Raw genomic sequence first — 20,911 nt, 5'->3', positions numbered from 1 at the left:
CGGAGCCGTGGAACCACGACGGCGAGCCGAGGAGCGGTGGGTGGCCTGAACCACCCCCTTGATCACCGCAGTAGGGTCGTCCCGTGAGTAACGAACCCATCACGCTGACCGCGGGCGACGCGGAGGCGACCGTGCTGCCGGGGAACGGCGGCCGGATCGGCGGACTGCGCGTCGGCGGTACCGAACTGCTGCGGCAGGGCGACCGCTTCGGCTGCTTCCCGATGGTGCCGTGGTGCGGCCGGATCAGGGACGGCCGGTTCCGGGACGGCGGCACCGTGCAGCAGATGCCGCTGAACTCCCCGCCGCACGCCATCCACGGCACCGCCCGCGACGGCGCCTGGCGCACCGCGCGCACGGCGACGGACGAGGCGGTCATCACGTACGACCTGGTCGAGCCGTGGCCCTACCCGGGCCGGGTCACCCAGCAGGTCGCGCTGACTCCGGACGCCCTCACCCTCACCATGTCCGTGGAGACGTACGGCTCCTCCTTCCCGGCCCAGATCGGCTGGCACCCGTGGTTCAACAGGAACCTCGGCGGCGAGGACGTACGGCTCGACTTCTCCGCCGCCTGGCAGGAGGAGCGCGGGGACGACCATCTGCCCACCGGCAAGCGGCTCGACCCCGGGCCCGGGCCGTGGGACGACTGCTTCGGGATGCCCGGCGGGGTGGACGTGAAGCTGACCTGGCCGGGGCAGCTGGAGCTGACCGTCGGCTCGCGCGAGGAGTGGGTCGTGGTCTACGACGAGCAGGCCGAGGCCGTGTGCGTGGAGCCGCAGACCGGGCCGCCCAACGGCCTGAACACCGCGCCCCGCCTGGTCACGCCCCTGGAGCCGCTGGAGGCCTCGACGACCTGGAGCTGGCGCCGCCTCTAAGCTGGCGGCATGACGGACGACGTACGCGGCGAGCTGCTGCAGCAGATCAAGGACAAGGCCGTGGTCCACGGCAAGGTGACCCTCTCCTCGGGTCTGGAGGCCGACTACTACGTCGACCTGCGGCGCATCACCCTCGACGGCGAGGCCGCCCCGCTGGTCGGGCAGGTGCTCCTCGACCTCACCGCCGACCTGGACTTCGACGCGGTCGGCGGGCTGACGATGGGCGCCGACCCGGTCGCCGCCGCCATGCTGCACGCGGCCGCCGCGCGCGGGAGGAAGGTCGACGCCTTCGTCGTCCGCAAGGCCGCCAAGGCCCACGGTCTCCAGCGCCGGGTCGAAGGCCCCGACATCGCCGGCCGCCGCGTCCTCGTCGTCGAGGACACCTCCACCACCGGCGGCTCCCCGCTCACCGCCGTCGAGGCCGTGCGCGAGGCGGGCGCCGAGGTCGTCGCCGTCGCCACGATCGTGGACCGCGCGACCGGCGCCGCGGAGAAGATTGAGGCGGGCGCGGGGGTTCCGTATCGCTTCGCCTTCTCCAAGGATGAGCTGGGACTCGACTGAGTTATCCACAGGGTGAGACCGAGGGGCGGGACCATCCGGTCAAGTCTGGAAAGATGGGGCCGACGATGACGTCGCCCCCTAGGTCAGGGCCGTAAGGAACACGCCAACCCGCACAATCAAGGAGCGGTCAGATGCCCATCGCAACTCCCGAGGTCTATAACGAGATGCTCGACCGGGCGAAGGCGGGCAAGTTCGCCTACCCGGCCATCAACGTCACCTCGACGCAGACCCTGCACGCGGCACTGCGTGGCTTCGCCGAGGCCGAGAGCGACGGCATCATCCAGATCTCGACCGGTGGCGCCGAGTTCCTGGGCGGTCAGTGGAACAAGGACATGGTCACCGGTTCGGTGGCGCTGGCCGAGTTCGCGCACATCGTCGCCAAGAAGTACGACATCACCGTCGCGCTGCACACGGACCACTGCCCGAAGGACAAGCTCGACGGGTACGTACGGCCGCTGCTCGCCGTGTCCGAGGAGCGGGTCGCCCGGGGTGAGAACCCGCTCTTCCAGTCGCACATGTGGGACGGCTCGGCCGAGACCCTGGCCGACAACCTCGCCATCGCGCAGGAGCTCCTTGAGCGCGCCCGCGCCGCGAAGATCATCCTTGAGGTCGAGATCACCCCGACCGGCGGCGAGGAGGACGGTGTCTCGCACGAGATCAACGACTCGCTGTACACGACCGTCGACGACGCCATCCGGACGGTTGAAGCCCTCGGTCTCGGTGAGAAGGGGCGCTACCTGCTCGCCGCCTCCTTCGGCAACGTCCACGGTGTGTACAAGCCGGGCAACGTCGTCCTCCGTCCCGAGCTGCTGAAGGAGCTCAACGAGGGCGTGTCCGCCAAGTACGGCAAGGCGTCGCCGTTCGACTTCGTCTTCCACGGCGGTTCCGGTTCGACCGAGGCGGAGATCGCCCTCGCGCTGGACAACGGCGTCGTGAAGATGAACATCGACACGGACACCCAGTACGCCTTCACGCGCCCCGTCGCGGACCACATGTTCCGCAACTACGACGGTGTCCTGAAGGTCGACGGCGAGGTCGGCTCCAAGAAGACCTACGACCCGCGCACCTGGGGCAAGCTGGCCGAGGCGAGCATGGCCGCGCGTGTCACCGAGGCCTGCGCCAACCTGCGTTCCACGGGTACGAAGCTGAAGTAACCCGAGGTACTTCCGCGAGCCCGGTGCTACGGCACCGGGCTCGTTGTATATGTGGTCCATGCCTGATGTCCGGCTGTCCTCGTCGCAGGGCAAGTGGATCCTGCTCACCACCGTGCTCGGCTCCAGCATGGCGATGCTGGACTCGACCGTCGTCAATGTGGCACTGCCACGGATCGGCCGGGACCTGGACGCGGATCTCGCCGCGCTCCAGTGGACCGTCAACGCGTACATGCTGACGCTGGCCGGACTGATCCTGCTGGGGGGCTCACTCGGCGACCGGTACGGGCGGCGCAAGGTCTTCGTCGTGGGCGTGGTGTGGTTCGCCGCCGCCTCGCTGCTGTGCGGGCTCGCCCCGAACGCCGGGGTGCTCATCGCCGCCCGCGCGCTCCAGGGCGTCGGCGGCGCGCTGCTCACCCCTGGCTCCCTCGCCCTCATCCAGGCCTCCTTCCACCCCGACGACCGGGGGCGGGCCGTCGGGCTGTGGTCCGGGTTCGGGGGGATCGGCGCGGCCGTCGGGCCGTTCCTGGGCGGCTGGCTGGTGGACGGACCGGGCTGGCGGTGGGTGTTCCTGCTGAACGTCCCGGTGGCCCTGGTCTGCGCGCCCATCGCCCTGCGGCACGTCCCCGAGTCCGGCGACGGCCGCAAGCACACCGGCTTCGACGTCCTCGGCGCAGTGCTGGGGGCCCTCGCCCTCGCGCTGGTCACGTACGCGCTGATCGAGGAGGACTGGATCACGGCGGTCCTCGGCGTCGCCCTCGCCGTGGCCTTCGTGTACGTCGAGAAGCGGCGGCCCGATCCGATGATGCCGCTGGACATCTTCGCGTCGAGGCAGTTCACGGCCGTCAACCTGGTCACGCTCTGCGTCTACGCGGCCCTGGGCGGCTTCTTCTTCCTGGCCGCGCTCCAGCTCCAGGTCGTGGCCGGCTACTCGGCCCTCGGCGCCGGTACGGCGCTGCTGCCGACGACCGTCCTGATGCTGCTGTTCTCGGCCCGCTCGGGTGCGCTGGCCGACCGGATCGGTCCCCGCATCCCGCTCACCGCGGGCCCGCTGCTGTGCGCCGCCGGAATGCTGCTGATGCTGCGGGTCGGGCCGGACGCCGCGTACCTCACCGACGTACTGCCCGCCCTGCTGGTCCTCGGCACCGGCCTGGTCACCCTGGTCGCCCCGCTCACAGCCACCGTCCTGGCCTCGGTGGATGTCGCCCGCGCGGGCCTGGCCAGCGGGATCAACAACGCGGCGGCCCGCGCGGCGGGGCTCATCGCGGTGGCCGCGCTGCCGATGATCGCCGGGATGGGCGAGGAGGCGTACCGGACACCGGGCGCCTTCGACGACGCGTTCGGGCGGGCGATGGTGGTGTGCGCGGGGGTGCTGGTCGTGGGGGCGGGGCTGGCCTTCGCGACGGTGCGGGCGCTGCCGCCGGACTGCACCCGGCCGGAGTGCCTGCACCACGGGTCCGTCACGGCACCGCCGCTGGAGGGGCGGCCGGCGCGGAAGCGACTGGCGTAGGCCTGTACGTCGGTCAGGCGCCGGTACGTCGGACAGGCCCTGCGCCCGTTCGTCATATGCGGGGATGGAGGAGACTTGACCCATGTCGATTCACGAGAACCTCCTCGGGGGCCCGCCCCCGACCCACCTCCCCGACGACCCGGAGCCCCGCGAGCTCCTGGCGAACGGCACCGCGCCCGCGGATGTCGCCGCGAAGTACCCCACGTCCTCCCTGGCCTGGGCCCAGCTGGCCGACGACGCGTTCGAGCGGGGCAGCGTCGTGGAGTCGTACGCCTATGCCCGTACGGGCTACCACCGCGGTCTGGACGCGCTGCGCCGCAACGGCTGGAAGGGGCATGGCCCGGTGCCCTGGGAGCACGAGCCGAACCGTGGCTTCCTGCGCGCCCTGCACGCCCTCGCCCGCGCCGCCGGGTCGATCGGTGAGCAGGAGGAGTACGAGCGCTGCTCGCAGTTCCTGAAGGACTCCTCGCCGACGGCGGCCCAGACGCTGGGCTAGGGCTGGGCCAGGACCTGGTCCCTGGGTGCGGCCCGGCTGTGTGATCCAGTCGGGCCTTGCACTCCCCGGGGGTGACCCGTGAGGATGCGGGTGGGGACCGGGGCCCCCGTGTCGGTAACGGCAGGGGCGGACCGCTACCCGGAGCAACAACAGGAGACAGCGATGTCCCACGAGGCTCACGAGCTCGAAGAGCCGTCGACTCCGCATCTCGACTTCGAAGGCACAACGCCGTACGAGGACTACGTCAAGGCGGACGTGCTCACCCACCTCCAGAACACCCTCTCCGACGATCCCGGAGAGATGGTCTTCCTGGTCACGACTCAGGTCATGGAGCTGTGGTTCACCGTCATCGTCCATGAGTGGGAGACCGCCGCGCGGGCGCTGCGCTCCGATGACGTGCCGGTCGCCGTCGACGCGCTCAAGCGCTCCGTACGGGAGCTGGAGGCCCTGAACGCCTCCTGGAGGCCGCTCGGGCAGCTCACGCCGGCCCAGTTCAACTCCTACCGGGCCGCGCTCGGCGAGGGCTCGGGCTTTCAGTCGGCGATGTACCGGCGGATGGAGTTCCTGCTCGGCGAGAAGTCCGCGTCCATGCTCGTACCGCACCGGGGCGCGCCGCGTGTCCACGCGGAGCTGGAGAAGGCGCTGCACGAGCCGAGCCTGTACGACGAGGTGCTGCGGCTGATGGCGCGGCGCGGGCACGCGATCCCGCAGCCGGTGCTGAGCCGTGACGTCTCGCAGCGGTATGTGCCGTCGGCGGAGGTCGAGGCCGCCTGGACGGCCGTCTACTCCGGTGACGCCGGGGACGAAGTGGCCCGGCTGGGCGAGGCGTTGACCGATGTCGCCGAGCTGGTGTGGCGCTGGCGGAACGATCACCTTGTCGCTACCCGACGCGCCATGGGGTCCAAGGCCGGTACCGGTGGTTCGGCGGGGGTGGCCTGGCTGGAGAAGCGGGCGCAGAAGAACGTGTTCCCCGAGCTGTGGACGGCGCGGTCTCATGTCTGAACTCGACTTCAAGGCGCGGGAGTTGGACGCGGGTGACCAACTCGCCGGTCTTCGCTCGCAGTTCGTGCTCGACGATGTGGTCTACCTGGACGGGAACTCGCTGGGCGCGCTGCCCGCCGCCGTCCCCGGGCGCGTCGAGGACGTCGTGCGGCGGCAGTGGGGCGAGTTGCGCATCCGGTCCTGGGACGAGAGCGGCTGGTGGACCGCGCCCGAGCGGATCGGTGATCTGATCGCCCCGCTGGTGGGGGCGGCGGCCGGGCAGATCGTGGTCGGGGACTCCACAAGTGTCAATGTGTTCAAGGCGGTTGTGGCGGCCGTCCGGTTGGCGGGGGACGGGCGGGACGAGATCGTCGTCGATGCCACCACCTTCCCGACCGACGGGTACATCGCCGAGTCCGCCGCCCGGATGACCGGGTGCACACTGCGACCCGTCACCCCGGCCGAGGTGCCGGGGGTGTTGAGTGAGCGTACGGCCGCTGTCCTGCTGAATCATGTCGACTACCGCACCGGCCGGTTGCACGACCTCCCCGGACTGACCGCCGCCGTGCACGCGGTGGGGGCGTACGTCGTCTGGGACCTGTGTCACAGCGCGGGCGCGCTGCCGGTCGGTCTTGACGAGCACGGGGTCGATCTCGCGGTCGGCTGCACCTACAAGTACCTGAACGGCGGGCCCGGTTCACCGGCGTACCTCTATGTGCGGTCCGGGCTCCAGGACCGTTTCGACTCGCCGCTGCCCGGCTGGAACTCCCATGTGGAGCCCTTCGGGATGCGGTCCGAGTTCGAGGCGGCGCCGGGGGCGTTGCGCGGGCGGGTCGGTACGCCGGACATCTTGTCGATGCTGGCTCTGGAGGCGGCACTCGAGGTGTGGGACGGCGTCTCGGTCGAGGCGGTGCGGGCCAAGTCGCTCGCGTTGACGGACTTCTTCCTGGAGTGCGTCGGCGCGTATGTCGACGAGGGGCGCGTCGAGTGTGTGACTCCGTTGGCGCATGCCGAGCGGGGGAGCCAGGTCGCGCTGCGCTGCGCGGATGCCGGGGATGTGATGAAGCGGCTCATCGAGCGGGGTGTGGTCGGGGACTTCCGGCATCCGGATGTGCTGCGGTTCGGGTTCACGCCTCTGTACGTCGGGTTCCGCGATGTGGAGCGGGCGGCTCGGGTGCTGGGTGAGGTCGTGGCTCCGGGTCTCACGGGAACAGCCGGCTGACCAGCGCGGCGACTCCGCTGACGGCGGTGACCACGGCGGAGACGCCGCCGGCTCCCGCCGTCAGGGAGTCCAGCAGGCTGCGGAGGACGGTGCGGTTGGGCTGTCCTTGTCGCAGCTGGCCGCTCAACGCCTCGGTGAGTTCGCGCAGTTGGCCGGGGTCGGGGAGGGCGGCGGCGTACTGGGTGATCCGGAGCTGCAACTCATCGATGGACCGCGTGAGTTCGGAGGTGTCGTCGCCCGTCCCGTAGTAGTTCCGTACGTCCTTCCCGTGGTTGATCACACCGCCGCTGACGGTGTTGCCGTGGAAGCTGTAGTCGTCGCCGCGTTCCATGTGCCGTGTCTCCTCGGTTCGTCGGGCGGTCAGGGCCGCGGGGCGTTCCGTCCTCCGCCGGACCGTCCCGCGTTGTGGCGGACGTTCTGGCCGTGGTTGATCACACCGCCGCTGACGTTGTTGTTCCGGAAGCTGAAGTCCCGGTTGTCGTTGAAGTTCTGGACCAGGTTCTGCTGGAGCTGCGCGAACTGGTCGGAGTCGATCCCCTTGGCGCGCAGGAAGTCCCCGACCGTGTTCAACAGGTGCTGCTGGGTGGTGAACAGGGCACGGGTCAGGTCCCGCCCGACGTAGTACCGCCCCTCGTCGTCGCCGCTCGCGTACTCGCGGATGCTCAGCGAGGCGCCGTAGTCGAACCGGTAGCCACCCCGGATCGTGCTCCGCTGCCGACGCCGCTCGACCGCCGACCGGCACCCCTCCACCGCCCGCCGCACCACCGCGCGGGGCGCCGCGACGAGCGCGCGCGGCACCCTCGGCAGGGCGTGCCCGAGCGCGACGGCCGCCGCGCCGACGGCGGTGCGGTGGGGCAGGTTGTCGACGGTGTAGTACCAGGAGCGCATCGGCAGCAGGGCGTGCGCCGACCACTCCAGGTACAGCGTGCCGTGCACGACGACCGCCCGCAGATACATGGTGAGCACCAACTGACCGCTCCAGGACGGTACTTCGATACTCACGTACGATCGTTTCGTCGCCCCGAGTCCGTCCGGCATGGTGCGCATCACCGGGCCCGGGATACGGCTCAGCGGCGGCCGTTCGCGGTCCGGGAGCAGCCGGGGATCGCGGGCCACGCTCAGCCCGTCGACGAACAGCCGCTCCTCCACCCGCAGGTTGTTGAGGCCGATCATGCGGGCGGCGGAGATGAGTACGTCGTACAGCTCGCCGATGTCCAGGGGCTGCGGGGTGCGGCGCTTGCCGTCGGGCCGGGTCGAGCCGTGGCGGATGTCGACGGGCAGTTCCCAGGTGTCGATCTGGTCGCCGCTGCCGGCGAACGGCCAGTACCCGGAGCACACGATCAGGTTCCCGGACGGCCGTTCGGCGACGGCGTCCAGCCGCTCGCGGACGCGCTTGCTGAACGCGGGCGGTGTCCGGGCGGGGTCGTGGCGGCCCGGGGCGAGTCTGCGGCGCAGCACCAGATACGCGGTCACCCACAGGTCGACGGCGAGGGTGAGCCACGCGAGGACGAGGAGGACGGTGGCGCCGACGGCGTACGAGTGCCACCAAGTGCCGCTGAAGTCGGCCCCCTTGATGTCGTCGACGGTGTCGAAGCGGGCGTGGACGCCCATGCCGAGGAGGGTGAGCAGGGCGACGAGCGCCGCGCACAGCACCAGGTCCCGGACGAGCCTGCGGCGCCGGGCGGAGAGTGCCCAGCGGGTGACGATGCCCAGGTCGGCGCCGAAGACGGGGGCGAGGGCGCGATAGGGCTCGTCGGCGACCTGACGTACCACCACATCCGCGAACCACGGGTCGAGTTGGGTCGCCGCGGCGAGATAGCGGGTCGAGGAGGAGCGGGCGTCGTCGTCGACGGGCGGCGGGTCCGCCTGGCGCACCGGGCTGGTCGGCAGATCCGGATCCGGGGTGAACGGGCGGGGGTTGAGGCGCGAGGGATCGCCGGGATGGGTGACCCCGTACCCGTTGCGGTGGAACTCCACCTTGACGGACCCGAATTGCAGCACGTCCCCGTCGTCCAGCCGCACCGGCCGCTCCGGCGGCAGCCGTACGCCGTTGTAGAGGACCCCGTTGCTGGAGTGCAGGTCGCGCAGCCACACCCCGTCGCTGCCGCGACGTAGCTCCGCGTGCCGTTTGCTGACGTCAGGGGAGGCGAGCCGGATGTCTCCGTACCGTCCGACGACATGCACTTCCTGCGTCAGCTGAAGCCGTGCGCCCGAGAGTTGCCCCGGCGTCCGCACGACGAGATAGGGCACCCGGTCCCCGTATCCGGCCATGCCATTGATCCCCCGTTCCGCAGCCCCCGTTCTGCGATGCGGAATATGTTCCTCGTGCGCCAATGCGCCCCGCAATCCACAAAATTGGGGGTTGCGGAACAGCGGGGCTGCGGAGGCCTCCCTAGGCGGTGACGTACGCACCGGCCGCGGCGGCGGCGAACGCGGCGCGTGCCGCGCGGTCGGCGGCGGCGGGGTCCGGCGGGGTGCCGGTGGTGAGGAGAGCGTAGTAGAGGGGCGCGGAGACGGCGCGTACGACTTCGCGGGGATCGGTACGGGCGGGCAACTCCCCTCGCTGGATGGCCTGTTGGACACAGGGAGCCCACTCGTCGATCCGGACGGCGTAGAAGCGGCGCAGGGCCTGCGCCGTACGGTCGTCGCAGGTGGCCGCCGCGATCACCGCGCGGAACAGGGCGCCTTGGCGGGGGTTGGCGAGGGTGCGCTGCACGAGGCGGGCGTTGGCGAGGAGGTCGCCGAGGGCCGAGCCGGTCTCCTCGCGGGGCAGCGACTGTTCGGCCATGTCGGCGAGGAGATCGGCGACGAGTCCGGTGACGGAGCCCCACCGCCGGTACACGGTCGTCTTGCCGACCTCGGCTTTGCGGGCGACGTCCGCGAGATCGAGGTGCGCGAACCCCCGCTCCGCGAGGATGTCACCGGCCGCCTCCAGCACGGCCGCACGGACACGCGCGGTACGCCCTCCGGGACGGACGGTGCCGGGCTCGGCGGACATAACGGTCTCCAAGGTGCTGACGGTACGGGACGGAGGTCAGCGTAACGAAACAGCAGAACCGTTTAAGCCTCACCGTGCGTGACATCCGTGTGTCCGCGCACGTCACGGGCCTGATACCGTCCCCGCCAACGGCCGAATCATCTCCAGGTCCGCCACAACTCTTTCGTCCAAATCCGTTTCATCGCTGAGAGGTTGGAGCATGCCGGACGACTCCGCAGCAGCCCGGACCGCCGCCGAGGAGGAGTCGGCCTTCTCCCATCCGCCGGTCGACCCCGACGTCAGCGCGGCGTACGGGGACCACCCCGACCAGGTGATCGACTTCTACGCGCCGAGAGGCGAGATCGCGGGGCCGGGTGACCTCGCGCCGCTGGTGGTCGTGGTGCACGGGGGCGCGTGGCGGGCGCCGTACGACCGGCGGCACATCACGCCGTTCGCGGACTTCTTGGCGCGGCGGGGGTTCGCGGTGGCCAATGTGGAGTACCGGCGGGGAGCGGCGCCCGAGGGAGCCGATGGCGGAGTCGGCGGTGGGGCGGTCGCGGGGCGGTGGCCGGACACGTTCGACGACGTGGCGGCGGCCTTGGACGCCCTTCCCGACCTCGTACGGGAGTTCCTGCCGCAGGCCGATCCGCGGCGCATGGTGATCACCGGCCACTCGGCGGGCGGCCACCTGGCCCTCTGGGCAGCGGCCCGCCACGTCCTCCCGGAGGACGCCCCCTGGCGCACGGCACGCCCCGCCCCCCTGCGCGGCGTGGTGGCCCTGGCCCCGATCGCCGACTTCGCGATCGCCGGAAAGCTGGACGTGTGCGGGGGCGCCGCGCTGCAACTCCTGGGCGGTGAGGGCCACTTCGCCGAACGCCAGCCTTACGCCGACCCGGCCCTGCTGCTCCCGACGGGCATCGCGACGACCCTGGTCCAGGGACGTACCGACGTGGACGTACCGGAGGCCGTCGCCGAGTCCTACGCGGACGCGGCGGCGAAGGCGGGGGAGGTGGTGGGGGTGACGTTGCTGGAGGACGTGGGGCACTTCCCGCTGATCGACCCGGCGGCGGACGCGTGTGCGGTGGTGGTGGAGGAGATCGCGCAGTTGGCTTGGTGAGGGGTGACGGGCGGTTTTTTGGCTCGCGGGGGACCCGTAGTACTTGAGAGGGACGTGCGGGAACCCCTCTCACTGGGGACGACCGCTGTACGGCCCGGCGCCTACGGTTCTGTATGTGACCGAGACGACCCACATGCAGACACCGCTACCGGGGGGCGGGGCCAAGCCGCGCAGCCCGGAGTACCGGCTCGCCGCGAACGCCCTGCGCGGGCTGCGGCAGGATCTGTTGCACGACGCCTTCGCCTACCGGCCGCTGCCCCGTATGCGGGTCGACGGCCCGCTGACCCGGCGGCTGCCCGCCCGCCTGAGGGAGTACGTGGCGTGGACCCCGCATGCGGTGATCGCCACGATCGCCGTGCTCGCGCTGTTCATGGGCACGGCCGACAGCGACGGCGCGGAAGCGCTGATAGGTCCGCTCGCCCTCGTACCGATCCTGTTGACGATGCTCCGGCCGATGGGGGCGTTCTGGCTGTCGCTGGCCGCCACTCCGGTCGGCCAGCTCCTCGGCAAGGGCTATGAGGGCTACCCCTGGCAGCCCGCCGCCTTCGCCTGCCACCTGACCGTGCTGACGGTCGTGGCCATACGCACCAGGCCGCGCACGGCCGGATACATGTGGGCCCTCACCGCGGCCTACGGTTTCGTGGCGGACGTGGTCTTCGGCCAGAACTACTACTACAGCGACGACACCGCCCCCATGCTGGTCATCTCCGCGCTGATCCTCCTCGCCGTGGCCGTCTGGCACACCCGCCGCGAGGCCCAACAGGAAGTGACCGCCCAGCAGACGGTGACCGCGCAGGAGCGCTCGCGACGCACGCTGCTGGAGGAGCGGACCACGATCGCCCGCGAGCTGCACGACGTGGTCGCCCATCACATGTCGGTCGTCGCCATCCAGGCGGAGGCGGCCCCCTACCGGGTGGAGAACCCGCCGCCCGAGCTGGAGCGGGCGTTCGCGACAATCCGGGAGAACGCGGTCGCGGCCCTCACCGAACTCCGCCGGGTCCTGGGCGTGGTCCGCGCCGAGGACTACGAGGCGCCGGACGCCCCGCAGCCCACCCTCGCCGACCTTGACGGGCTGCTCGCCAATGTGCGGGACACCGGCCTGGAGGTGGAGAAGACGGTGACGGGAGCGGTACGCGAACTCCCGCAGGGCGTCGAGCTGTCGGCGTACCGAATAGTCCAGGAGGCCCTCAGCAACACCCTGCGCCACGCGCCCGGCGCGAGCGCGAGAGTGGAGATCGGGTACGTCCTGGGCGGCCTGGGCCTGCGGGTGGTCAACGCCCCGCCACCCGCGCCGGCGTTGCTGAAGCCCTCACCCGGAGCCGGACATGGCATCACGGGCATGCGGGAGCGGGTGTCGATGCTGAACGGCGAGATGACGGCGAACCCGACGGACGACGGGGGATACGAGGTGACGGTGTTCCTGCCCGTCCCCCTGGCGAGTGAAGGTGAGGCATGACGCACGACGGCACGATCCGCGTACTGATCGCGGACGACCAGATGATGGTGCGCGAGGGCTTCTCCGTCCTGCTGAACGCGATGCCGGACATCGAGGTCGTCGGCGAGGCGGTCAACGGCCGGGAGGCGGTGGAGCGGGTCCGTGAACTCGCCCCGGACATCGTGCTGATGGACATCCGGATGCCGGAGCTGAACGGGATCGAGGCGACACGGGAGATCGTCGCGTCGGACGGGGCGGCGAAGGTGCTGGTGCTGACGACGTTCGACCTCGACGAGTACGTGTATCAGGCGCTGCGGGCGGGAGCCTCCGGCTTCCTCCTCAAGGACGCCTCGGCACGTCAACTCGCCGAGGGGGTACGGGTGGTGGCATCGGGAGAGGCATTGCTGGCCCCCTCGGTGACCAAGCGGCTGATCACGGAGTTCTCGAAACTCTCCGAGGCACCGCGGCTGATGTCCGGGGCGCACGCGGCGTACGGCGAGCTGACCGAGCGGGAGACGGAGGTGCTGGTCCTGATCGCGCAGGGCCTGTCGAACGCGGAGATAGCGGAGCGGCTGGTGGTGGCGGAGTCGACGATCAAGACCCATGTCAGCAGGGTTCTGGTGAAGCTGGGGCTGCGGGACCGTACGCAGGCGGCGGTGTTCGCGTACGAGGCGCGGTTGGTGACGCCGGGGTAGGGGGCAAGAGGGGGCAGGGTCGGTCAAGTGTGGTGAAGGAATGGGGAATTGGAGAGGGAACGGCGACCGGAGTCCCCGTCTGCGCGATCTGTTGGCGGCTTGTTGGTGGGCCCGAGTTGGATCTCAAGTGCTGCACGGGGGTGCGGACGGCGGACCGTTCGCAAGTGGTGTGCAGCCCGATATCCCACTGCTCGACGAAGGGCCCAGCATGCGCAAGTTCACGCGTTCCGCGTCCACCGCGATCGTCATCGCCGCACTCACCGGCGGCGCGGCCGTCGCGACGGCCACCCCGGCCGCCGCGGCCGACTACAAGTGCACCACCAGCAAGAAGTCGATTGACGACCCGTCGTACAGCGGCCCCTGGGCCGACAACTGGGACTTCACGGTGAAGGTGTGCGCGAAGCGCTCCGGCTCCACGGTCTACAGCTACGCCAAGGTCAGCTGGGACGGCCCGGTGTACGCCCAGGCGGACGACACCAGCAAGTTCGAGGACGCCTACTTCAAGGTCCAGATCAAGAAGTCGCAGTCCGGCACGGACCCGGTGAAGAAGTCGAAGAACTACGGCGCCATCGAGGCGAAGCTGGAGAACAGCGACTCCACCGCCAACTACAACGGCTCGTACACGACGCCCACCCTCAGCTACAAGATCGGCTCCAGCAAGGGCCTCGGCGACGGCGAGCTGCACCTCAACTGGAACAACGATGGCAAGGGCGACAGGAACTACCAGTTCAGCGCGTCGCCGGTGGTCTGAGCAGCTCGCACCACACGTATTTCCCCCGGTTCCCGAACCGGGACAGCGGCTGCCACCCCCAGTGGTCGGCCCAGGCACTGACGAGAGCGAGCCCCCGCCCGCCCTCCTCCCCGGACAGGTCCCCCAACCTGCCCGGGGGGTCGGGCGGTTCGGGATCCGCGTCCCAGGCACCGATCCGCAGGGTGCCGGCGGAGTAGCGGACGCGGAGGGCGGCGGGGCCGTCGGTGTGGAGCACGGCGTTGGAGATCAGCTCGGCGGCGAGGAGTTCGGCGGTGTCGGTGAGGGTGATCAGGCCGTGCATGGTGAGGATGAGCCGGAGGGTGCGGCGGCAGATGGGGACGGCGCGGGGGTCGTTGGGGATGTAGAGGGAGTACTCCCAGGGTTCGTCGGCGGGTTCGGGCATGCGGGAACTCCGTTCGGGAGGTGGGGGTGCGGTGGCGGTGCCGCGGAGCGGTGCACTTCCGCAGAGTGAGCTTCGCGTCACTGACAGTACTCCCTAATATTAGGGTGACGCAAGCAGTTGCCGTACTCTGGCCGCTGAACGATGGGTGCCCGACGGGCAGTTGAGGCGAGGGAGGTGCCGAGTGCCGCCGAAGAGGCATCTCACGGCTCGCAGGGTGCGGCTGGGGGCAGAGCTGCGCAAACTGCGCGAGGCGACCGGGATGAAAGCGCGGGAGGCCTCGGAACTGCTAGGGGCCGACCCCGTCCAGATGAGCCAGATCGAGTCCGGTGTCGCGGGCGTCAGCGCGGAGCGAGTGCGCCGCCTCGCCGCCCACTACGACTGCACGGACGGGGAGTTCATCGAGGCTTTGGTGGCCATGGCAACCGACCGCACGCGTGGCTGGTGGGAGGAGTACCGGGGCGTACTGCCCCCCGTCTTCCTCGATGCAGCCGAGGTCGAGCACCACGCGGCGTACCTGCATGAGGTGGTGATCACTCATGTGCCGGGGCTTCTTCAGACCGCCGACTACGCCCGCGCGGTCTACACGTACATGAGGCCCGGCCTCCCCGACAGCGAGCTGAACCCGCGAGTCGAGCACCGGATGCGGCGGCGCGGTGTCATCGAAGGTGACGCACCGACCCCGTACGAGACGGTCATCCACGAGTGCGCCCTGCGCGTCCGTGTGGCGGACCGCCCGGCCTCGCTCGCTCAACTCCGCCAGATCCTGGACCAGATCGAGCAAGGGCATGTGACCGTACGGGTCATCCCCTTCGACCAGGACGGGTTCGGCGGTATGGGTGCCTCCATGCTGTACGCAGGCGGCCCCGTGCCCCGACTCGACACCGGACTGCGCGATGCGCCCACCGGCACCGCGTTCATCGACGCGGAACCACAGCTGGAACAGCTCCGTGCGCTCTTGCGTAGGGTGAAAGTCGCTTCGCTGGACCCCACAGCGTCTCGGGACTTCATCCACCGCTTGACCAAGGAACTGTGATGAACTGGCGAAAGTCCACCTACTCGGACGGCGGCGACGGCAACACCTGCGTCGAGATAGCAGAACTCCCGGCCCACATAGCCGTCCGCGACTCCAAAGCCCCGGCCCGCGCCACCCTCACCCTCCCCACCGCCTCCTTCACGGCCCTCATCAACCACCTGAAGGAAGAAGCCCCCTCATGGAGCAACGAGTCACCCTGATCACCCTCGGCGTCTCCGACCTGGCCCGCAGCAAAGCCTTCTACGAAGCGCTCGGCTGGAAGGGCCAGGAAGTCCAGGAAACCGTCTTCTTCCAGGCGGGCGGACTCGGTCTCGTCCTCTGGGGCCGGGAGAAGCTCGCGGAGGACTGTGGTCTGACCCCCGGAAAGCCGGACGGCGGCTTCGGCGGCATCGCCCTCGCGCACAACGTGCGTTCGGAGGCCGAGGTGGATGAACTCCTCGCAGCGGTACGCGCCGCGGGCGGCACCGTGACGAAGCCCGCCGCCGTCAACGAGATCGGCTTCTACTCCAGCGCCTTCACCGACCCCGACGGCCACGCCTGGGAGATCGCCCACAACCCCGGCTTCCCCCTCGCGGAGGACGGCACGATCACGCTCCCCGACTTCGGTCAGCCCTGACGGTCCGAAGGAGCCTACGTCCTGACCCGCCCGCAGGGACCCCAATTGGCAGATCCGTTCCACACCCCGCCCACAAAACCGCAGGTCGCGTGCGGCGGACGTGGAACAGATCTGCCAATCACCGTGAGACGGGCCTGGTCAGGACCTCGGCGCCCGGGCTAGCGTCCCCGCATGGCAGCCTTCGACCCCTGGGAACCGGCGTTCCTCGCCGACCCCTACCCCGCCTACGCCGACCTGCGCGCCAAGGGCCGCGTGCACTACTACGAGCCCACCGACCAGTGGCTCGTCCCGCACCACGCCGACGTCTCGGCGCTGCTGCGGGAGCGGCGGCTCGGGCGGACGTATCAGCACCGGTTCACGCACGAGGACTTCGGGCGGACGGCACCCCCGGCCGCGCACGAGCCGTTCCACACCCTCAACGACCACGGCATGCTCGACCTGGAACCGCCGGACCACACCCGCATCCGCCGCCTGGTCTCGAAGGCCTTCACCCCCCGCACGGTCGAACAGCTCAAGCCGTACGTCGCCCAGCTGGCCGGAGAGCTCGTCGACGGGCTGGTCGAGAAGGGCGGCGGGGATCTGCTCACCGACGTGGCCGAGCCGCTGCCCGTCGCCGTCATCGCCGAGATGCTGGGGATCCCGGAGGCCGACCGGGCGCCGCTGCGGCCCTGGTCGGCGGACATCTGCGGGATGTACGAGCTCAACCCGCCGGAGGACGTGGCCGCGAGGGCCGTACGGGCCTCCGTCGAGTTCTCCGACTACCTGCGCGCACTCATCGCCGAGCGGCGCGAGCACCCCGGCGACGACCTGATCTCCGGGCTCATCGCCGCCCACGACGAGGGCGACCGCCTCACCGAGCAGGAGATGATCTCGACCTGCGTCCTCCTGCTGAACGCGGGCCACGAGGCGACCGTCAACGCCACCGTCAACGGCTGGTACGCCCTCTTCCGGAACCCGGGTGAGCTGGAGAAGCTCCGCGCCGACCACTCCCTGATCCCGTCCGCGATCGAGGAGCTGATGCGGTACGACACCCCGCTCCAGCTCTTCGAGCGGTGGGTCCTGGACGACATCGAGATCGACGGCACGACCGTCCCGCGCGGCGCCGAGATCGCCATGCTCTTCGGCTCCGCCAACCACGACCCGGCCGTCTTCCAGGCCCCCGAACGCCTCGACCTCACCCGCAAGGACAACCCGCACATCTCCTTCAGCGCCGGTATCCATTACTGCATCGGCGCGCCGCTCGCCCGCATCGAGCTGGCGGCATCGATGACGGCCCTGCTGGAGAAGGCACCGACCCTGCGGCTGGCCGCGGAGCCGGAGCGGAAGCCGAACTTCGTGATCAGGGGGTTGGAGGGATTGGGCGTCGAGGTGGGGTGATCACCCGTTCGGATGATCGCCGCGCGAATCCGGTCGATTGTCTTTCGTGGCTCGTCAAGCTGGTGCCTGCCTGCGAAGGGAGGCACCATGACGGTTATGGCAGAGCGCGCGTCGTCCCAGTTGTCCGTGGATGTGTTCGATCGGATCGCCGAATTCGCTGCCCGTGAGGACGAGACCGTCAGCTTCGAGTTCATCGGCGGACGGATCGGGGTCAAGAAGGTGACGAACGGCAGCCACGGCGAGATCGCCATGTGGTTGGTCTTCCAGTGCAAGCTTGCGCGACCTGACCTCACGCTCTACACAACGAACCAGGGGCTGAGAGTCGAGGCGTATCGAAACGGGCGTGCCCGGCCTGACGCCCTGCTCGCGCCGGTCGGCTATTTCAACGGCCAAGGCGACTGGGCCAGGCCCGAGGGCGTGCTGATGGCGGTGGAGATCACTTCGTACGACTCGGACACCCACAACCGCGACCGGGTGGAGAAGCCCCGGGCCTATGCGGAAGCGGGCATCCCCGTCTACCTGCTGATCGACCGGGACAATCTGTCGATCCTTGTGCACAGCGACCCTGACCTGGAGGACGGCTACCGCGACATCCACGTCGTCAAACTCGGCGGCCAGGTCGCCCTCCCGGACCCCGTCGGCATCGACCTCGACACCGAGGAGCTCAAGCAGTTCGTCGACTGAGACGCCGCCGTCACCGCCCGAGGCGCCGGACCACGGCCCATACGGCGAGGGCGGCCGCGGTTCCGCCGAGGACCGCCAGCGGCAGCTCGGCGTAGAGCACGCTCCAGTCCGGGCTCCGCTCGAACCGCCAGAGCCGGCCCCGTACGTCGACCGCCCACACCGCCAGCCCCGCACCGGCCCCGACGGCCGCGGTCAGACACCCTGCCGCGGCCTGCGCGCGTTGTCCCATGCCCGGAACGGACGCGAGCGGGCCGTGGAGAGGTTCCCGGGGCTGTCGCGGAGAGGTTCGCGGGGCGCCGTGGAGAGGTTCGCGGGGGCGTCGCGGGGAGGTTTCCGGGGTCGTCGTGGAGAGGGCCCGGGTCGCCCGGGAGACGTTCCCGGGTTGTCGCGGAGAGGTTCGCGGGGTCGCCCTGGAGAAGTTCGCGGGGTTGCCGAGGCGAGGTCCCCGGGGGCCGCCGCGCCCCGGATCCCCGGCGCCCCCGGCGTCCCCAGTCCCGTCGGTCAGCTCGTCATGTCCCGTCGCCGCAACCCCGCCAACCCCACGGCGACGAGCGCCACCGCGATGGCCAGCAGAGCCGTCACCGGAGTCCAACTCATCTCCCCGCCCGGCAACTTCGGCAGATGCCCGAACGGTGACACGTCCAGCACCGCCTGCGGAGCGTCCAGCGCCGGGCCGACCCAGCCGATGAGCAGGACCGCGCCCGCGACACCCCATGCCGCCGGAGCCGCACGCGGCAGCAGGCCGTACAGGGCGACCGCCAGTCCGCCGATCACCCATACCGCGGCCACCTGCACGAGGCACGCCCCGAGGATGGCCCCGACCTCCTTGCCGTAGCCCACGGCGAAGCCGAGACCGGTGACGAGCATGATGAGCACCGCCCCGCCGAAGGCGACCAGGAGGTGCCCGGCGGCCCACCGCAACCGGCCCACCGGTCCGGCCAGTACCGGCTCCGCGCGGCCGGATGTCTCCTCGCCGTGCAGCCGCAGCACCGAACCGACCACGGACAGGGCCGCGATGAGGCCCATCATGCCGACCATCGACGCGAGGAAGGCGTCGGTCAGTCCGCTCTGGCCGCCCATGCGCTCGAAGATCTCGCGGGCGTTCTCGTTGTCGCCGACGAGGTCGGCCACGCCGTCCGTGAGGCCGCCGTAGACGACGCCGACGACGAAGAAGGCCAGCGACCAGCCCAGCACACTGGCCCGTTGGAGCCGCCAGGCCAGTGCCCCCGCGCTTCCCAGGCCGCCCACGGCGGGGCCCGGGCGGGTGGGGAAGAAGCTCATGCCGAGGTCGCGGCGGGCGGTCAACTCGTAGGCCACGCCTGCCTGTACGGCCACCGCTACCGCGAACAGCAGCAGTACCCACCAGCGTTCGTCGGCGTACGGCCGCAGGTTCTCCAGCCAGCCGAGCGGTGACAGCCAGGTCAGGACCGAACTGCCGTCGTCCGTCGCGGAGTCGCCCGCCGCGCGCAGGACGAAGGCCGCGCCGAGGACCGCTGAGGTGAGGCCCCGCGCCAGTCGGGCGCTCTCCGTCAGCTGGGCGACGACGGCCGCCATCGTGGCGAACACCATGCCGACCGCCGCGAGTCCGAGGCCCAACGCGAGGGCCCCGACGGCTCCTTGACCGGCGAGGCCCGCCGTCACCAGCAGGGCCAGTACGGCGTTGGCGACCCCGGCGGCCAGCAGCGCCGCCGTCAACGAAGCCCTACGGCCCACCATCCCCGAGGCCACCAGCTCCTGGCGGCCGCTCTCCTCCTCGTCGCGGGTGTGCCGGACCACGATCAGCAGGCTCATCGCCGCCGCGACCAACCCCGCGTACACGCCGACGCGCCAGGCCGTCAGTGCGCCCAGGTCGGTGTCGAAGACCGGGCCGATCAGGGCGCGGAAGGAGGCGTTGGTCTCCACCTGGTGGATCAGGTCGGCGCGTTCGGCATCCGTGCCGTACAGGCCCTTCAGGGTGTTCGGCATGGAGAGGACCATCAGCGTGTTCACCGCGACCCAGACCGGGAGCATCAGACGGTCCCGGCGCAGGGAGAAGCGGAGCAGGACGCCCGTGCCCGCGAGGGAGGTCATCACGACGCCGCCTCCTCGTCCTGGTAGTGGCGCAGGAAGAGTTCCTCAAGGGTGGGCGGGGTCGAGGTCAGGGACCGTACGCCCGACTCGCTCAACTGCCTCAGCAGGCCGTCCAGTTGGTCGGTGTCGACCTGGAGGCGGACCCGATGGCCCTGGACATCGAGGTCGTGCACTCCCGGCAGATGTGCCAACCCGTTGGGAGGGCCCGCCAGTTCGGCCGACACGCTCGTCCGGGTCAGATGGCGCAGCTCGGCGAGCGAACCCGTCTCGACCGTACGGCCGTTGCGGATGATGCTCACCCGGTCGCACAACTCCTCGACCTCGCTGAGGATGTGGGAGGAGAGGAGGACCGTACGGCCCCGGTCGCGCTCCTCCTCCACGCAGCGCTGGAAGACCTCCTCCATCAGCGGGTCGAGGCCCGAGGTCGGTTCGTCGAGGATCAGCAGGTCGACGTCCGAGGCGAACGCGGCGACGAGGGCGACCTTCTGGCGGTTGCCCTTCGAGTAGGTGCGGCCCTTCTTCGTCGGGTCCAGCTCGAAGCGGTCGATCAGTTCGGCGCGGCGGGCCGTGTCGAGGCCGCCGCGCAGACGGCCGTACAGGTCGATGACCTCGCCGCCGGAGAGGTTGCGCCACAGGGTGACGTCGCCGGGGACGTAGGCGATCCGGCGGTGCACATCCACCGCGTCCGCCCACGGGTCGCGGCCGAGGACCCGCGCGGCGCCGGAGTCGGCGCGCAGCAGGCCGAGCAGGACGCGGATGGTGGTGGACTTGCCGGCGCCGTTCGGGCCGAGGAATCCGTGCACCTCGCCGGCCTCGACGTCCAGGTCGAGTCCGTCGAGCGCGTGCGTCTTGCCGAACGACTTGTGGAGGCCGGATACCTCGATGGCGCGGTTTGCCTTCGTCATGTTTCCGAACGTACGCTTCTTTCAGAAATTTGTGAAGTTAAGGAAGCGTATGAAG

General features: G+C 70.4%; 23 protein-coding genes. 16 read left to right on the top strand and 7 right to left on the bottom strand.

The window, feature by feature from the left end:
• Positions 1–83: 83 nt before the first annotated feature.
• The 7 genes from ABZ928_RS09955 to kynU all read left to right on the top strand — a co-directional run bounded on the left by ABZ928_RS09955 (position 84) and on the right by kynU (position 6,793).
• The gene (locus ABZ928_RS09955; RefSeq protein ID WP_361516597.1) at positions 84–872 is read left to right on the top strand and encodes an aldose 1-epimerase; all 789 of its coding nucleotides are present in this window, start codon (positions 84–86) and stop codon (positions 870–872) included.
• Positions 873–881: 9 nt separating this feature from the next.
• A complete protein-coding gene (gene pyrE, locus ABZ928_RS09950; RefSeq protein ID WP_361516596.1) occupies positions 882–1,433 on the top strand; it encodes an orotate phosphoribosyltransferase in 552 nt (183 codons plus the stop codon).
• 131 nt (positions 1,434–1,564) lie between these two features.
• The gene (fbaA, locus tag ABZ928_RS09945) at positions 1,565–2,587 is read left to right on the top strand and encodes a class II fructose-bisphosphate aldolase (protein ID WP_361516594.1); all 1,023 of its coding nucleotides are present in this window, start codon (positions 1,565–1,567) and stop codon (positions 2,585–2,587) included.
• Between the two features lie 58 nt (positions 2,588–2,645).
• A complete protein-coding gene (locus ABZ928_RS09940) occupies positions 2,646–4,094 on the top strand; it encodes an MFS transporter (RefSeq protein ID WP_361516592.1) in 1,449 nt (482 codons plus the stop codon).
• A gap of 82 nt (positions 4,095–4,176) precedes the next feature.
• Positions 4,177–4,590, top strand: coding sequence for a DUF3151 domain-containing protein (locus ABZ928_RS09935; protein WP_361516590.1), 414 nt, complete (start codon positions 4,177–4,179; stop codon positions 4,588–4,590).
• Between the two features lie 162 nt (positions 4,591–4,752).
• Entirely contained in the window at positions 4,753–5,592 is an 840-nt protein-coding gene (locus ABZ928_RS09930; protein WP_361516588.1) for a tryptophan 2,3-dioxygenase family protein, read from the top strand.
• On the top strand, positions 5,585–6,793 hold the full coding sequence (gene kynU / locus ABZ928_RS09925) for a kynureninase (RefSeq protein WP_361516586.1): 1,209 nt from the start codon (positions 5,585–5,587) through the stop codon (positions 6,791–6,793). The genes ABZ928_RS09930 and kynU overlap by 8 nt, the downstream gene beginning before the upstream one ends.
• Here kynU and ABZ928_RS09920 read toward each other — a convergent pair.
• From ABZ928_RS09920 to ABZ928_RS09910, 3 genes are all read right to left on the bottom strand, one after another.
• Complete coding sequence (locus ABZ928_RS09920; protein WP_361516584.1) at positions 6,774–7,124, bottom strand: DUF5955 family protein; 351 nt, start codon at positions 7,122–7,124, stop codon at positions 6,774–6,776. The two genes, kynU and ABZ928_RS09920, sit on opposite strands and share 20 nt — an antisense overlap.
• 29 nt (positions 7,125–7,153) lie before the next feature.
• Positions 7,154–9,064, bottom strand: coding sequence for an FHA domain-containing protein (locus ABZ928_RS09915; protein WP_361516583.1), 1,911 nt, complete (start codon positions 9,062–9,064; stop codon positions 7,154–7,156).
• A gap of 121 nt (positions 9,065–9,185) precedes the next feature.
• Positions 9,186–9,791 (bottom strand): TetR/AcrR family transcriptional regulator, encoded by a 606-nt coding sequence (locus ABZ928_RS09910; protein ID WP_361517616.1) that lies wholly within the window; start codon positions 9,789–9,791, stop codon positions 9,186–9,188.
• Between the two features lie 199 nt (positions 9,792–9,990).
• On the opposite strand from ABZ928_RS09910, the gene ABZ928_RS09905 reads away from it, so the two are divergent.
• From ABZ928_RS09905 to ABZ928_RS09890, 4 genes are all read left to right on the top strand, one after another.
• Positions 9,991–10,887 (top strand): alpha/beta hydrolase, encoded by an 897-nt coding sequence (locus ABZ928_RS09905; protein ID WP_361516581.1) that lies wholly within the window; start codon positions 9,991–9,993, stop codon positions 10,885–10,887.
• Positions 10,888–11,002: 115 nt separating this feature from the next.
• Positions 11,003–12,343, top strand: coding sequence for a histidine kinase (locus tag ABZ928_RS09900; protein WP_361516579.1), 1,341 nt, complete (start codon positions 11,003–11,005; stop codon positions 12,341–12,343).
• Entirely contained in the window at positions 12,340–13,017 is a 678-nt protein-coding gene (locus tag ABZ928_RS09895) for a response regulator transcription factor (protein ID WP_361516577.1), read from the top strand. Before ABZ928_RS09900 ends, ABZ928_RS09895 begins: the two co-directional genes overlap by 4 nt.
• Positions 13,018–13,225: 208 nt before the next feature.
• A complete protein-coding gene (locus ABZ928_RS09890; RefSeq protein ID WP_361516575.1) occupies positions 13,226–13,768 on the top strand; it encodes a hypothetical protein in 543 nt (180 codons plus the stop codon).
• Here the strand turns inward: ABZ928_RS09890 and ABZ928_RS09885 are convergent.
• The gene (locus ABZ928_RS09885; protein ID WP_361516574.1) at positions 13,746–14,171 is read right to left on the bottom strand and encodes an ATP-binding protein; all 426 of its coding nucleotides are present in this window, start codon (positions 14,169–14,171) and stop codon (positions 13,746–13,748) included. The genes ABZ928_RS09890 and ABZ928_RS09885 overlap by 23 nt on opposite strands.
• Positions 14,172–14,352: 181 nt before the next feature.
• On the opposite strand from ABZ928_RS09885, the gene ABZ928_RS09880 reads away from it, so the two are divergent.
• The 5 genes from ABZ928_RS09880 (at position 14,353) to ABZ928_RS09860 (ending at position 17,881) form a co-directional block, all read left to right on the top strand.
• Positions 14,353–15,204, top strand: coding sequence for a helix-turn-helix transcriptional regulator (locus ABZ928_RS09880; protein WP_361516572.1), 852 nt, complete (start codon positions 14,353–14,355; stop codon positions 15,202–15,204).
• Positions 15,204–15,404, top strand: coding sequence for a DUF397 domain-containing protein (locus ABZ928_RS09875; protein WP_361516570.1), 201 nt, complete (start codon positions 15,204–15,206; stop codon positions 15,402–15,404). Before ABZ928_RS09880 ends, ABZ928_RS09875 begins: the two co-directional genes overlap by 1 nt.
• Positions 15,383–15,820 (top strand): VOC family protein, encoded by a 438-nt coding sequence (locus ABZ928_RS09870; RefSeq protein WP_361516568.1) that lies wholly within the window; start codon positions 15,383–15,385, stop codon positions 15,818–15,820. Before ABZ928_RS09875 ends, ABZ928_RS09870 begins: the two co-directional genes overlap by 22 nt.
• 171 nt (positions 15,821–15,991) lie before the next feature.
• Positions 15,992–17,197, top strand: coding sequence for a cytochrome P450 (locus ABZ928_RS09865; RefSeq protein ID WP_361516566.1), 1,206 nt, complete (start codon positions 15,992–15,994; stop codon positions 17,195–17,197).
• A gap of 87 nt (positions 17,198–17,284) precedes the next feature.
• Positions 17,285–17,881 carry a Uma2 family endonuclease gene (locus tag ABZ928_RS09860; RefSeq protein ID WP_361516564.1) on the top strand — a complete coding sequence of 199 codons (597 nt, stop codon included), beginning with the start codon at positions 17,285–17,287 and terminating at the stop codon, positions 17,879–17,881.
• Positions 17,882–17,891: 10 nt separating this feature from the next.
• On the opposite strand, the gene ABZ928_RS09855 is transcribed toward ABZ928_RS09860, so the two are convergent.
• The 3 genes from ABZ928_RS09855 to ABZ928_RS09845 form a co-directional block, all read right to left on the bottom strand.
• Positions 17,892–18,110: a hypothetical protein gene (locus ABZ928_RS09855; protein ID WP_361516563.1), complete on the bottom strand. Its 219-nt coding sequence runs from the start codon at positions 18,108–18,110 to the stop codon at positions 17,892–17,894.
• Positions 18,111–18,382: 272 nt separating this feature from the next.
• Positions 18,383–19,951: an ABC transporter permease gene (locus ABZ928_RS09850; protein WP_361516561.1), complete on the bottom strand. Its 1,569-nt coding sequence runs from the start codon at positions 19,949–19,951 to the stop codon at positions 18,383–18,385.
• On the bottom strand, positions 19,951–20,856 hold the full coding sequence (locus tag ABZ928_RS09845; protein WP_361516559.1) for an ABC transporter ATP-binding protein: 906 nt from the start codon (positions 20,854–20,856) through the stop codon (positions 19,951–19,953). Before ABZ928_RS09845 ends, ABZ928_RS09850 begins: the two co-directional genes overlap by 1 nt.
• Positions 20,857–20,911: the final 55 nt, after the last annotated feature.

This window comes from Streptomyces sp. NPDC046909, from assembly GCF_040644695.1.
Lineage (GTDB): Bacteria > Actinomycetota > Actinomycetes > Streptomycetales > Streptomycetaceae > Streptomyces.
The sequence above is the reverse complement of the archived record's forward strand: the minus strand, read 5'-3'. Positions and strand labels throughout refer to the sequence as shown.